General features: G+C 71.7%; 12 protein-coding genes. 8 read left to right on the top strand and 4 right to left on the bottom strand.

What is annotated here, in order from left to right; genetic code table 11:
• Positions 1-2 precede the first annotated feature (2 nt).
• Together FHX82_RS08155 and FHX82_RS08160 are read right to left on the bottom strand one after the other, a co-directional pair.
• Positions 3-2,963 (bottom strand): AAA family ATPase, encoded by a 2,961-nt coding sequence (locus FHX82_RS08155; RefSeq protein ID WP_145934040.1) that lies wholly within the window; start codon positions 2,961-2,963, stop codon positions 3-5.
• Complete coding sequence (locus FHX82_RS08160; RefSeq protein ID WP_183176519.1) at positions 2,960-4,108, bottom strand: exonuclease SbcCD subunit D; 1,149 nt, start codon at positions 4,106-4,108, stop codon at positions 2,960-2,962. The genes FHX82_RS08155 and FHX82_RS08160 overlap by 4 nt, the downstream gene beginning before the upstream one ends.
• A gap of 115 nt (positions 4,109-4,223) precedes the next feature.
• Here FHX82_RS08160 and rmuC point away from each other — a divergent pair, with 115 nt between their 5' ends.
• Positions 4,224-5,183, top strand: coding sequence for a DNA recombination protein RmuC (gene rmuC / locus FHX82_RS08165; protein ID WP_145934042.1), 960 nt, complete (start codon positions 4,224-4,226; stop codon positions 5,181-5,183).
• 185 nt (positions 5,184-5,368) lie between these two features.
• The gene (locus tag FHX82_RS08170; protein WP_145934043.1) at positions 5,369-6,415 is read left to right on the top strand and encodes a DUF6542 domain-containing protein; all 1,047 of its coding nucleotides are present in this window, start codon (positions 5,369-5,371) and stop codon (positions 6,413-6,415) included.
• A 317-nt stretch (positions 6,416-6,732) separates the two neighbouring features.
• On the opposite strand, the gene FHX82_RS08175 is transcribed toward FHX82_RS08170, so the two are convergent.
• Complete coding sequence (locus tag FHX82_RS08175; protein ID WP_145934044.1) at positions 6,733-7,701, bottom strand: 4-hydroxy-3-methylbut-2-enyl diphosphate reductase; 969 nt, start codon at positions 7,699-7,701, stop codon at positions 6,733-6,735.
• Between the two features lie 105 nt (positions 7,702-7,806).
• On the opposite strand from FHX82_RS08175, the gene FHX82_RS08180 reads away from it, so the two are divergent.
• From FHX82_RS08180 to FHX82_RS08205, 6 genes are all read left to right on the top strand, one after another.
• Complete coding sequence (locus tag FHX82_RS08180; RefSeq protein WP_145934045.1) at positions 7,807-8,736, top strand: lipid droplet-associated protein; 930 nt, start codon at positions 7,807-7,809, stop codon at positions 8,734-8,736.
• Positions 8,737-8,870: 134 nt separating this feature from the next.
• Positions 8,871-10,061 carry an exodeoxyribonuclease VII large subunit gene (gene xseA / locus FHX82_RS08185; RefSeq protein WP_229880478.1) on the top strand — a complete coding sequence of 397 codons (1,191 nt, stop codon included), beginning with the start codon at positions 8,871-8,873 and terminating at the stop codon, positions 10,059-10,061.
• A 3-nt stretch (positions 10,062-10,064) separates the two neighbouring features.
• Entirely contained in the window at positions 10,065-10,460 is a 396-nt protein-coding gene (locus FHX82_RS08190) for a hypothetical protein (protein ID WP_145934047.1), read from the top strand.
• The gene (locus FHX82_RS08195) at positions 10,423-10,656 is read left to right on the top strand and encodes an exodeoxyribonuclease VII small subunit (protein WP_145934048.1); all 234 of its coding nucleotides are present in this window, start codon (positions 10,423-10,425) and stop codon (positions 10,654-10,656) included. The genes FHX82_RS08190 and FHX82_RS08195 overlap by 38 nt, the downstream gene beginning before the upstream one ends.
• A gap of 86 nt (positions 10,657-10,742) precedes the next feature.
• Positions 10,743-11,804 carry a class II fructose-bisphosphatase gene (gene glpX / locus FHX82_RS08200; RefSeq protein ID WP_145934049.1) on the top strand — a complete coding sequence of 354 codons (1,062 nt, stop codon included), beginning with the start codon at positions 10,743-10,745 and terminating at the stop codon, positions 11,802-11,804.
• A 5-nt stretch (positions 11,805-11,809) separates the two neighbouring features.
• Positions 11,810-12,619, top strand: a complete 810-nt coding sequence (locus FHX82_RS08205; protein WP_221215742.1) for a S1 family peptidase — start codon at positions 11,810-11,812, stop codon at positions 12,617-12,619.
• A 6-nt stretch (positions 12,620-12,625) separates the two neighbouring features.
• On the opposite strand, the gene FHX82_RS08210 is transcribed toward FHX82_RS08205, so the two are convergent.
• Complete coding sequence (locus FHX82_RS08210) at positions 12,626-13,603, bottom strand: NAD(P)/FAD-dependent oxidoreductase (protein ID WP_145934051.1); 978 nt, start codon at positions 13,601-13,603, stop codon at positions 12,626-12,628.
• Positions 13,604-13,657 lie beyond the last annotated feature (54 nt).

Below are 13,657 nucleotides of genomic sequence, written 5' to 3' on the forward strand. Positions count from 1 at the left end.
GCTCACATCCGCACCTCCAGCGTCGAACCGGTCCGCGCCTTGCGCACCCGCAGCCGGGTCGGGATGCGCTGGCGCAGCTCCTCGACGTGCGAAACGAGGCCGACCACGCGTCCGCCGGCTCGCAGCTCGTCGAGGATGTCCATCACGACGTCGAGGGTTTCGGCGTCCAGCGTGCCGAAGCCCTCGTCGACGAACAGGGTGTCCAGCAGTGCACCCCCGGTCTCGGCGGCGACCACGTCGGCCAGGCCGAGCGCCAGCGAGAGCGAGGCGAGGAACGACTCGCCACCGGACAGGGTTTTCGCGGGCCGGACGGTGCCCGAGTAGTCGTCCAGCACGTCGAGCCCGAGGCCGCCCTTCGTGCCGTGCGCACCGGCGCGGTCCGTGTGCACGAACGAGTACCGGCCCTGGCTCATCGCCTGCAGCCGGGCTGTGGCGGCGACCGCGACCTCTTCGAGCCGGGCCGCGAGCACGTAGGAGCGCAGGGACATGCGGCGGGCGTTCTGGCCCCGCCCGTTGACCACGTCGGTCAGCGCGTCAAGCTCCGCGAACTCCTCTTCGAGTGGCCTGATCGCCTCGGTCGCCTGCGTCAACCGGCCGGCCAGCCGGCCGAGCTCGCCGGCGCGGGTGGCGGCGGCACGTGCTTCGGCGACCGCCGTTTCCGCGGCCACTCGCGCCGCCCTTGCCGTCTCCACCGCCGACTCGACGTCCACCTCGTCGTCCGGCGAAATCCCGGCGAGCTCCGGATCGGCGAGCACCGCGCGGGCGGCGGCTTCCTCGGCCGCGGCGTCGGAAAGGCGCTTCTCCAACCGGGCCATGACGTCGTCGGGACGCGCCGCCGCACGCATCTCGTCCACCGTCTCGAAACCGGCCTGCCCCAGGCAGGACCGCAGTTCCTCCTGGCGCTCCGCCAGGTGCCGCTCGGCGGTCGCCCGCGCCAGCCGCGCTTCGGTGAGCGCGTCGAGAGCCTGGATGAGCCCGGCGAGGTGCGCACGCCGGGCGCCCACGTCCTCGTGCTCGCCGCGAGCCTCGTCAAGCCGCCGGGCGCGCTCCTCGACCCGGTCCACCAGCGTGCGCCGCCGGGTCTCGGCAGCCGTGGCGGCCTGCTCAGCGGCGACAAGCTCGTCCGTCAGCGACTTCGTCTCTGCCTCGGCGGAGCGCAGTTCGGCCGAGAGGCGGGCCCGCTGACGGGACTTCGCTTCGATGTCCGCGACCTGCGCCTTGACCTGCCGGAGCTCGGCCTCCAGTTCGTCCCCCGTCCGGCCCCGCAACCGTTCCCGCAACGCGGCCAGCTCGGTCTCCGCCCGGTGCTTCGCGGCTTCGGCCGCGCCCCGGGCCGCTTCGGCACGCGCGACGGCGGCCTCCGCCTCCGCTTCCTGCTCGCGGTCGACCGACCCGTCCGCGGGACGAGCGGGCGCCGGATGCTCCGCCGAACCGCAGACCGGGCACGCCCCGCCGTCGACGAGGCCCGCGGCCAGCTCGGCCGCCATGCCTTCGAGCCTCAGTTCGCGCAGCTTCAACCGGTGGTCCCGGGCCTCCTGGTGCGCGTCAACAGCGGCTCGCACGCGTGCCTCTGCGCGACTGAGCGCCTCAAGCGCGCCCGGCAGACCGGCGGCGTCCCGCACAGCCGTCGTCAGCTCGGTTTCCTTGGTACGCAGGGCTTCCAGCTGGACTACTGCCGCGTTGGAGACGTCCAGCTGCGCCCGCAGCTCCTGCACCCGCTGCGGAATTCCGTCGAGTTTCTCGGTGAGCACCTGCACCTTCGCGCGCGCCTCACCGACGCGCTCGACCAGCTGCCGGATCTCCCGCTGATCACGGACCTGCTGCTCCGCCTCCGCGACGAGGCCCGCCAGCGCCCCGGCTTCCTCCCGCAGCTTCCCGGCGTACCTGCGCAGTTCCACGGCGTCGGCGTCGACATCCTGGTGACCGACGGCTGCGAGCCGCCGCGCCCGCTGGCTCTCGGCTGTCCGTGCCTCTTCCAGTTGCCCAGCGCAACGGTCGGCTTGCTCGGCCGCCCGCAACACCGTCGCCGCCCGCCGCGCGCCCGCCAGCTCCGCGTTCCACTGGGCGCGTTCGGACTTCTGTCCGTCCAAAACAGACAGACGACGTCGCGCCGCACGCAACCGCTGTACGCGTTCGGCGGCATTCCTGCGTTCGAGCAGCGCCTTTTCCGCACTGTCCAAAGCGGACCGGACCTGCTGTTCCACGGCTTTCGTTTCCGCCACGGCACCTTCGACGTCGGCTCGAACCTGGCCCACCCACTCGGCAAGGTTCTCCTCCGGCGCCTCCCGGCCCGCCACCTGCGCGAAACGCGCCACCCACTCCCGCACGTCCTGACGCCTGCGGTCGAGTTCCCGGCGCTTTTCCACACGGAGTTCACGGAACCACGCTTCCACGTCGGCGAAACGCTTGGTGCCGAACAACCGCTCAAGCAGCTTCTCCCGCTCGTCGGTGTCGGCGCGGAGGAACTTGGCGAACTCGCCCTGCGGCAGCAACACCACCTGGAAGAACTGTTCGTGAGTCATTCCGAGCAGGCCCTGCACAGTGCGGCCGACCTCGTCGATGCGCACCAGGCCCTCGGGCGGCTGGCCGCCGGGGACGCCGTCCAGCCAGGTCAGCGACGCCTTCGCCTGCTGCGTCGTGGTTCCCTCGCCACGGCGCTTCGGGCGCTGGTACTCGGGGCTGCGCACGAGCCGCATCCGCTGCCCCTGCACTGTCAGTTCGAGGACGACCTCGGTGGCTTCGTCCGGCTCCGCGAAGTCACAGCGCAGCCGTTTCACCTGGCCGCGCGCGCCGGGCACGGTGCCGAACAACGCGAACGCCACGGCGTCGAGCAGCGTCGTCTTGCCCGCGCCCGTGTCCCCGTGCAGCAGGAACAACCCGTCGGAACCGAGGGCGTCGAAATCGACGACCTGGCGCTTCCGGTACGGGCCGAACGCGGCGACCTCGAGCCTGTGCAGTCTCATGACTCACCTCTGCCCGCGAGTTCCAAAGCCTTGCGCAGCAACCGTTCCTCACGTTCACTGGGCGCCGCACCCCGGCAGTCGTCCAGGAAGTTCCTGGCGATCTCGGCGTCCGACCGCCCCCGCACGGCCTCCGCGTAGCGCAGCACCGCACCCGTTTTCCCGTTCTCCGGCTGCCATTCCAGGTGCACGGCGTACGGGAACCGCTCCCGCAGGCGGCGCATCGCGTCGATCGGCCGCACGGGATCGGTGAGCGTGACCGACAGGTAGCAGTCGGCGAGTTCGGCGTGCTCGTCGGCGCTAAGCAGCCAGTCGATGCCGCCGGTGACCGTCGCGAGGCGGCGCGGCACGGGCAGCTCGTGCCGCCGGACTTCGGCGAGCCCGACGCCGTCGAAGTCGACCAGCCACACCGATTTCCGTTGCCGCGCTTCGGAAAACGAGTAGGCGAGCGGACTTCCCGAATACCGCAGGTGTTCCGCCAGGGTCTGCGGACCGTGCAGGTGTCCCAACGCGACGTAGTCGACGCCGTCGAAGACCTCGCCGCCCACCTGCTCGACACCGCCGACCGCGATCGTGCGCTCGGAATCGGTACCCTGACCGCCGGTCACGAAGGCGTGCGCGAGCACGACGGAACGGGTGCCGGGCTCCCGGCGGCCCAGGTCATCGCGGATCAGGCGCATCGCCTCGGTGAGAACTCCGTTGTGTCCCTTGGCTTCCGGCACGCCCAGCGCGTGCCGCGCGACTTCCGGCTCCAGGTAGGGAATGCCGTAGACCGCGACCGGGCCGTGCTCGTCCCGCAGCAGCACGGGATCGGCGATCCGGTGCACCGCCGTGCGCAGATGCAGCCCGCCCGCCGCGGCGAAGTCACCGAAAGCTCCCAGCCGTGGCGCGGAATCGTGGTTGCCCGCCGTGATCACCAGCTGCGCGCCCGCCTCGCGCAACCGGGCCAGCGCCCGGTTCGCGACCTGCACGGCCTCCGCCGAAGGCACCGCGCGGTCGTAGACGTCCCCGGACACCAGCACGACGTCGACCGCCTCGGCGGCGACCAGGTCCGCGAGGTGGCCGAGCACGGCGTCCTGCTCGGCGAGCAGGTCCGCGCCGTGGAACGTGCGTCCGACGTGCCAGTCGGAGGTGTGCAGGAATCTCACGCAGCCCAAGTTAGAGCCGATCTACGACAGAACCACGGAGACATGCCGCAGGAGTTCACTCGAACGTGTGTGCGACTTTTCGGCCCTGCGATTTTTGTCGGTGGGTGCCGTCAGAATGCATCGCGACCGAGAAAGATCGAGAGGAAGGAGGTCGACCGTGGCATCCACCGTGATCAGCACGGCGGCCGTCGTCATCGCTCTGGCGTTGCTGGTGGCGATCGTCCTGCTGTGGCGGCTCTACACGGACAGCATGCGCCGTGCGGACGCCGCCGCCAGGCAGGTCGAGGTCGAGCGTTCACGCGTGGATCAGCAGCAGGCGGCCCTGCGCCGGTACGAGGTGGCGTTCGCCTCGATCAGCGGCAGGGGCGAACTGGGGGAACAGGTTCTGGTGGAAACCGCACGCGCGCTGGGTCTGCGGGAGGGACTGCACTTCACCCTGCAGACCGACCTGGCCGGCGGGGGCGCGGCGAAGCCGGACATGGTGCTCCGGGTCGGTGGCGATCGCACCGTCCCGGTGGACGCGAAGGCGAGCATGGCGTGCTGGGCCGAAGCGGTCGAGACGGACGACGCCGACGAACGGCTCGACGCGCTCCGGGTGCACGTCCGCAACCTGCGCTCGCGCGCCGCGGAGCTGGCGGGCAAGGGTTACCAGCGCTGGGCGGACGGCATCTACGGCACCGTCATGTTCGTTCCCTCCGACGCGGCGGTCGTCGCCGCGCTCGACACCGATCCCGAGCTGTTGCGGTGGATGCTCGACCGGCGGGTCTTCCTGTGTGGCCCGACGGGTTTCGCGGTACTGGCCTCGGCCGCGTTGTTCGCGGCGAGCGACCGGGCGGTCGTCGACGACATCGAACGGGTCCGGGCCGGGGCCGGGGCCGCACACCGGGCGGCGGGGAACGCGGTGGATGCGCTCAACCTGTCCAGCACGCATCTGCAGCGTTTCCTGTCCGCCCGTCGGCGTGAGCTGGACGCGCTGGAGGGCTTCCGGGCGGCGGTCACGCCGTTGACCGAGGCGTCCGGAAGCCCCACGGAGGTACCAGCCGTACGAAAGGGGGACGAACTGGCAACCAGTTGAACGACGACCGCCGGGGTCCAGACCAGTAAGGCGGCGTGAAGCGTAACGAGCACATTGCCAACAGGCTCGGCACAGGTAAAACCGCTGGTCATCGTGGGCCGAACGGTCCATCTTGGCCTGCCTGGAGGTCCAAGTCCGCGGAGTGGCGGGCGCTGGGCCGTCCGAACGAGTTACCGTGTTCACCTGTGACCGCCATTCGCGATCGGCAGAGCGACACCGACGCCGACGAGGTAGCCGTTCCCTGGGACGCGCGTCCCGTCGTCGGCGAGCGCCGTGGCCTGCCCTGGTGGGGCGCGGTGCTGCTGGCATTCGGTTTCGCCGTGGTCGGTGCGGTCGCGGGGCTGCAGCTGCAGAACGGGCTCAGCCTGCTGTTCGACATCTGCTACTTCATCGGTGCCGTGGCCGCGGTCTGCGCGGTGCAGCGACGCAGTCTCTTCGGGCCGATGGTGCAGCCGCCGCTGATCCTGGCGATCACGGTGCCGCTCGTTGTCCTGTTGGTGTCGGGCCTGCCCGCGAACAGCGACACCCTCGCGAAAGCCCTCGCGATCGGTACGCCGCTGATCAACGGCTTTCCGGCGATGGCGATCACCACGGGCTTCACGCTGGCCATCGGGATGGTCCGGCTGTACCGGGAGCGGAACCCGGAGGCTGTCCCGAAGAGCGGCGAGGGCAAGCCGTCCCCGGCCCGCAAGCGTCCGTCGAGCCAGGCACGGACGCGTGACGGCGAGGACGACCGGGCCGGCAAGCCCGCGCGCGGCGTTGCGGAGCGCAAGGGGCGAGACGGCGGTGCCGAGCGCGGCGGTGGCGCCACGCGCGTCCGCCGTCCTACCGAGGGCCGGTCGCCGGCTCAGCGGCCGCTTGCGGGTGAGCAACACCCGTCGCTGCCGCTGACCCCGCGGCGGCGGTCGGAGGACCCGCCTCGCCGTGCCGAGCCGGGCCGGGACAGCCGGGGTGACCGTGGCGACCGCAGGGAACGCGGCGGGGAGTCCGGCCGCGGCAAGACGCCGCCTCCGTCCGGTCGGCGCGTGCCCCGCGGTGGCGCGCCGGACGAGGGCGAGTCCCGCCGCGGCGGCGAAGGTCGTCGGCAGCCCGGCGACCGCCCGCGACGGTTGCCTCCTCGCGGCGGGACGGGTGAGTCCCGTGGTGCCTCCGGCGAGCCGCCACGGCGATCGCCAGGACGCCGCGGCGGGCCGCCTCCGCGTGGGCGCCGCCCCTGGGAGGACGACGCCTGAGCCGCGGCCTCGCTCGGTCCGGCGGTTAGCCGTCGTCGGCTCGGTCAGGTCGACCGTCTCCGGCTTGCAGTCGGCTCGGTCCGCGCTCGGCTCAGCTCGACCTGTGCTCCAGGCCGCAGCCAGCTCAGTCAGGTGCCTGGTCGTCGTCCACTCGGTTCGGCGTCTGCGCGCACCAGCTCGGTCCACATCGGCCCGGCGGCGGCTCCCGGTGCAACTGAAAACGCCAACGTTCGAGCGCAACTCATGCTGGAACGGCGATGGCGGCTGCCCTGAACCGGACAGCCGCCATCGTGAGTCTCTTGTGGACGGTCCAGCCGCTACTTGGCGGCCTTGCGCAGTTCCTTCGGCAGCGCGAAGGCGATCTTCTCGTTGGCTGTGGTGACCTCTTCGACCTGGCCGTAGCCACGCTCGGCGAGCCACTGCAGCAGGTCCATCACGAGCACGTCGGGCACGGAGGCACCGCTCGTGACGCCGACCGTGCTGACGCCCTCCAGCCAAGCCTCGTCGACCTCGCTCGCGTAGTCGACGAGGTGCGAGTCGCGGGCGCCCGCCTGCAGCGCGACCTCCACGAGCCGCTTGGAGTTGGAGGAGTTGCGTGAGCCGACGACCAGGACGAGGTCGCACTCGCCCGCCATCGCCTTGACGGCCGTCTGGCGGTTGGAGGTGGCGTAGCAGATGTCGTCGCTGGGCGGGTCGGCCAGGTTCGGGAACCGCTCGCGCAGCTGGTTCACCCGCTCCATGGTCTCGTCCACGCTCAGGGTCGTCTGCGAGAGCCACACGACCTTGGACGGGTCGCGGACCTGGGCGCTCGCGGCGTCGTCGGCCGTGTCGACCAGCTGGACGTGGTCCGGCGCCTCGCCCGAGGTGCCTTCGACCTCCTCGTGGCCCTCGTGACCGATGAGGAGGATGTCGTAGTCGTCCCTGGCGAAGCGGTTGACCTCTTTGTGCACCTTGGTGACGAGCGGGCAGGTGGCGTCGATGGTGCGCAGGTTCCGCTCTGCCGCCTCCGCGTGCACGGCCGGCGACACGCCGTGCGCGGAGAACACGACCAGCTCGCCCTCCGGCACCTCGGAGGTCTCGTCGACGAAGATCACGCCGCGCTCGCGGAGCGTGTCCACGACGTGCCGGTTGTGCACGATTTCCTTGCGCACGTAAACCGGCGGACCGTACAGCTCCAGGGCCTTTTCGACCGCGATCACCGCGCGGTCGACCCCGGCGCAGTAACCGCGAGGCTTGGCCAGCAGCACTCGCTTGGCGGGCTCGGTGGCGGGGCTAGCTGCACTCATGGTTCCCAGGGTACGGCCCACCCCTGATGTGCGGCCGATCACGTCGAACGGCCTCTCGGACTCGCCGGGTTGGGCAGGATGGCGCATGTGGGGCACGCTGTACGCATGAAGCCGCTCCCGCTCCCCCTCCGCGTCGCCGCGGGCCTGGCCGTCACGGCCGCCGAGCGTGCCCGCGAGCTGCCCAAGAACGTCGTGGGCCTGCCGGTCACCGTCGTCTCGCAGGTCCTGCAGTTCTCGATGCGGCTGCAGCAGCACGTCACGGAACTCGCCATCAAGGGCGACGAGGTGCTGTCCTCACTGCGCCCGGCTGAGGAGACGCCCGAATGGGCGACGTTCGACGAGGACCTGCCGCCCGTGCCGGAGCCGCCGACGGGCCACAACGGCCGGAAGCCCACGAGCCTGCGCGACGTGAGCGAGAACGCCCGCGACCCGTGGGAGCAGGAAGAGCGCGCCCTCGCCGAAGACCACACGGAAGGCGAGTTCGACAGCGCTGCCGGCGGACTTCTCGACGCCGCGCTCGAAGTGGACGCCATCGGCGAGCCCGGTCCGCCCGAGCCTTCCGGTGCTGCCGTCTCCCCGGGCGCCGGAACCGAGTTCGGTGGCAGCGGGATCACTCCGCGGAGTGATGACGACCTGGACGACGCCGATCCCGAGGCCGTAGTCGGCCCGAGCGGGCTCGGCAACTACGACGAGCTGACCCTGCCCCAGTTGCGCGCCCGCCTGCGGCGTTTCACGCTGGAGCAGCTCGAAGAACTGCTGGCCTACGAGCGCGCCCACGAGAACCGGCCGTCGTTCGTCGGCATGCTGACCCGCCGGATCGGCAACGTCCAACGCCTCGCCGACGGCGGCGGAGATGAGCGCGACCAGGATGACGGCGACCAGGACGGTGCCAGGGGCAAGAACGCCACGGGCGGCACCAGCGACACTGGCACTACCGGTAGCACCAACAGCAGCACCACCAGCGCCGAGGACCTCACCAACAGCACCGACCCCACCGCGGACGGTGGCGACGGCACAGGTGCCACCGGCCGGTGAGCACCGAACCGGCCGCAGCCAAGGACACCCAGGACCCCAGAAACGCCCGGGACCTCCGAGACGCCCCGGACTCCAAAGGCTCCCGAGACACCAAAGAACCCACCAGCGCCGAGAATCCCTGGCCCGTCCGCACGGTGGCCCGCAAGATCTCCGACTGGATCCACCGCCTCGGGGCCGTCTGGGTGGAGGGGCAGGTCACCCAGATCTCCGCCCGCCCGGGCACACAGACCGCCTTCCTCACGCTCCGCGATCCCTCCGCCGACGTGTCCATGACCGTCACCGCGCCGATGCGGCTCGTGCGGAGCATCGAGCCGCCGCTGCGGGACGGGGCCAGCGTCGTCGTCTTCGCGAAGCCCACGTTCTTCCTCGGGCGCGGCACGATCAGCCTGCGCGCCGCCGAGATCCGGGCCGTCGGGATCGGTGAGCTGCTCGCCCGCATCGAGCGGCTCCGCCGGCTCCTCGAAGCCGAGGGGCTCTTCGCGCCGGAACGCAAGCGCCGCCTGCCGTTCCTGCCCAAGGGCATCGGCCTGATCACCGGCCGCGCCTCCGCCGCCGAGCACGACGTCCTCGTCAACGCGCACAACCGGTGGCCCGCCGCGCCCATCCAGGTCGTCAACACCGCCGTGCAGGGGCCGACCGCCGTACCGCAGATCCGGAAAGCACTGTCCATTCTGGACTCCGACCCCGCCGTCGACGTCATCGTCATCGCGCGCGGCGGCGGGAGCGTCGAGGACCTGCTGCCGTTCTCCGACGAAGCCCTCTGCCGGGCCGTCGCCGCGTGCCGCACGCCCGTCGTCAGCGCCATCGGCCACGAACCGGACACCCCGCTGCTCGACCACGTCGCCGACCTGCGCTGCTCCACCCCCACCGACGCGGGCAAGCGCATCGTGCCCGACGTCCGCGAGGAGACCGCCCGCGTGCACCAGATGCGCGACCGGGCCCGCCGCGCGCTGCACGGCTGGGTCGACACCCAGTGCCGCCTCCTCGACCAGCTCCGCAGCCGCCCCGTGCTCGCGGACCCGCTCGGGCCCATCCAACGCCGGGCGGACGACGTCGAGCTGCACCGCGAACGCGGGCGCCGCGCCATGCTGAACACGCTGTCCCACGAGCAGGCCGCCGTCGCCTCCGCGCGGGCGCGGCTGACCGCGCTCGGACCGGCCGCGACCATGGCCCGCGGCTACACCGTTGTGCAATTTCCGGACGAGGCAGGCAACCTCCAGGTGCTGCGATCCATCTCTCAAGTGGCGGAAGGAACTCCGCTGCGCGTGCGCGTCGTCGACGGCGCCGTGCACGCGGTCGCCCAGACCGTCGAGCCGGGAGAGTAGGAAGTGCGCAGCCCCACGTTCCTGCCGCTCACCACCGACGCGGCCGTGCACGCCGGCGCCCACGCCGTGCTGCACCGGGCCACGGAAGCCGACCGCGCCGCCGACGCCTGCTGGGCGTCGCTGCTGAGCGGCTCGGCGGTGCAGCGGTGCGGGCTGGACGCGCGGCTGCGCCGGTTGTCCGAGGCCACCTCGGTGTACGTCGGGACGAAGTGGTGGTTCAGCGAGGGCTCGGCGTACCGGCAGCGGGTGGCCCGCGCGCAGGGCAGCATCGAGGACGCCATCACCGAGGGTGACGGTCAGGAGTTCGCGCAGGCGTTCATGGGCTACGACCACGCGATGGCGAGCGCGCTAGTCTGCACCGGTGAGCGAGGCCGCGGAAAACACAGAGCTCGGCTATGAACAGGCCCGTGACCAGCTCGTCGAGGTCGTGCGCGAACTCGAGGCCGGCGGGCTGTCACTGGAGCAGTCCCTGGCGCTCTGGGAAAAGGGCGAGCACCTCGCGAAGGTCTGCGAGCGGCACCTGGACGGTGCGCGGGAACGCATCGAGACGGCGCTGAAGTCCGTCGAAGACGAGGACGCCGAAAACGCCCAGTGACCTTCGCCATGCGCGAAGATGTCCTGCGGGATCCGTCCGGTCTGAGAGAATCGGGGTCCGCCCAGCACCCACCCGGGAGGCCACCGATGTCGAGCGTCACCCCGTCCCCCAGCCCCGCGAGGCGCAAGGAAGCACCGGACCGCAACCTGGCCATGGAGCTGGTGCGCGTCACGGAGGCCGCGGCCATGGCGGCGGGCCGCTGGGTCGGCAAGGGTGACAAGAACGGCGGGGACGGCGCCGCGGTGGACGCGATGCGCCACCTCGTCTCCACCGTCTCCATGCGTGGCGTCGTGGTCATCGGCGAGGGCGAGAAGGACGAAGCGCCGATGCTCTACAACGGCGAGGAGGTCGGCAACGGCGACGGCCCGGCGTGTGACGTCGCGGTCGACCCGATCGACGGCACCACGCTGATGGCGAAGGGCATGCCGAACGCGCTCGCGGTGCTCGCCGTCGCCGAGCGGGGCGCGATGTTCGACCCGTCCGCCGTCTTCTACATGGAGAAGCTCGCCGTCGGTCCCGAGGCGGCGGGCAGCGTCGACCTCTCCGCCCCGATCGCCGAGAACATCCGCCGCGTCGCGCGGGCCAAGAGCAGCAGCGTTTCCGACGTCACCGTCTGCATCCTCGACCGGCCCCGGCACGAGCAGATCATCAAGGAGGTCCGCGAGGCCGGTGCCCGCATCCGGTTCATCTCCGACGGTGACGTGGCGGGCGCCATCGCCGCCGCGCGCCCGACCACCGGTGTCGACCTGCTGCTGGGCATCGGCGGCACACCGGAGGGCATCATCGCCGCGTGCGCGATGAAGTGCCTCGGCGGTGAGCTGCAGGGCCGGCTGTGGCCGAAGGACGACGCGGAGCGCGAGAAGGCCCTTGCTGCCGGGCACGACCTCGACCGCATCCTCACCACCGACGACCTGGTGCGTGGCGACAACGTGTTCTTCTGCGCCACCGGCGTCACCGACGGTGACCTGCTGCGTGGCGTGCACTACCGGGCGGGCGGCGCCACCACCCAGTCGATCGTCATGCGGTCGAAGTCCGGCACCGTGCGCATGATCGACGGCTACCACCGGCTGACGAAGCTGCGGGCGTACTCGTCGATCGACTTCGACGGGCAGCTCGACGACGAAGACACCGTGCCGCCGCTGCCGTGAGGTGGCTGGTGTCGGGCACCGCGGCCTGCCTGCTCGCGGTGCTGTTCCTGGTGCAGCCGGGTTCCGCCGCGGAACCCCGGCTGGTCGGTGGTGTCCCCGCGGACCAGCCGTACCCGTTCGCGGCGTCGCTGCAGTCCACGCAGGGCGAGTTCTTCTGCGGCGGTTCGCTGATCGACCCGTCGTGGGTGGTGACGGCCGCGCACTGCGTGGTGGGCCAGTCGGCGTCGTCGTTCACGGTGCGGGTGGGCAGCAACGACCGCACGCAGGGCGGTGAGCTGGTCACGCCGGACAGGCTGGTCGTGAACCCGGACTACAACGCCGCAGGCGCGGGTGGGGACATCGCCGTGGTGCACCTGCCGCAGCCGGTCAAGGCGGCCCCGGTGCCGCTCGGCACGGCCGCCGCCGTTGGTACGGCCGTGCGGTTACTGGGCTGGGGCCAGACGTGCGCCACGCCGGGCTGCGGCGACGCGCCCACGATGCTTCAGCAGCTGGACACCCAGATCGTGGACCCGACTCAGTGCACGGCGGCGTTCAGCGGAAGCGTCGAGCTGTGCACCGGCAACCCGGGCGGCAAGGCCGGCGCCTGCTACGGCGACTCCGGCGGCCCGGAGGTCGCGCAGGTGGACGGGCACTGGGTGCTGCTGGGCGTCACGAGCCGCCCCGGCAACGACTCGTCGACGTGCGCCACCGCCCCGTCGATCTACACCTCCGCTGTCGCGTACGCGGGCTGGATCCACCAGCAGCTCGCGCCACCGCCGCCGTCACCGCCACCGGCGACGAGCCCGGCCCCCACACCGCCGCCGCCCGCGCACTGAAAGTGCTTACTCGACGTTGCTGGAGTGCCCGGGGAACAGGTGCGCCTGCGGGTCGAGCTCGACGGCGATGTTGTTGACCGCCGTCGCGGCCTCGCCGAAACCGGTCGCGATGAGCTTGACCTTGCCCGGATACGCGGCCACGTCGCCCGCCGCGTAGACCCGCGGCCGCGCGGTCGCCATCGTCGAGTCGACGCTGATCGCACGGTGGTCGATCTGCAGGCCCCAGTTCTCGATGGGCCCGAGGTCGGCGGTGAAACCCAGCGCCGCCACGACGGCCTGCGCCGGTAGCACGACCGGCTCGGCGTCCTTCGCCGTCACCACCACCTCGCACAGCGCGCCCGAAGCGTCCTCCCGCAGTTCGGCCACCTCGGCGTCGGTGAGCAACCGGACGCCGAGCTCGCGGGCCTGGCGCACGATCGACTCCGCGGCGCGGAACTTCGCACGCCGGTGCACGAGCGTCACGCTTTCCGCGACGGGGTGCAGCGCGAGCACCCAGTCGAACGCCGAATCGCCGCCGCCGACCACGACCACATCCTGCCCCGCATGCGCGTCGAGCGACGGCACGAAGTGCACCATGCCGCGGCCGAGCCACCCGTCGCCCGCGGGCAGCGGCCGGGGTGTGAACTCGCCGATGCCCGCCGTCACCAGCACGGCTTTCGCGTGCACGACGTCTCCGCCGTCGAGCTCCACGTCGAGCCCGTCGCCGCCCTCGCGCAGCACCTCCGCCTTGCGCCCCAGCAGGTACGTCGGCTGCCACTGCGCCGCCTGCTCGACGAGGCCCTTGACCAGGTCCCGGCCACGAACCGCGGGAAACCCACCGACGTCGTAGATCATCTTCTCCGGGTACATCGCGGTGACCTGGCCGCCCGCCTCGGGCAGCGAGTCGACCACCGCCATCGAGAGCCCGCGGAACCCCGCGTAGTAGGCCGCGAACAGGCCGGTCGGGCCCGCGCCGACGATGAGCAAGTCCACCGAAAGCTCCATCGGCCCGGCCGCCTTTCCGTTGTGATCTCCCGCACTTCGATCGTAGTCACGTCG

The organism is Amycolatopsis bartoniae (assembly GCF_014191255.1).
GTDB classification, from domain to species: domain Bacteria; phylum Actinomycetota; class Actinomycetes; order Mycobacteriales; family Pseudonocardiaceae; genus Amycolatopsis_E; species Amycolatopsis_E bartoniae.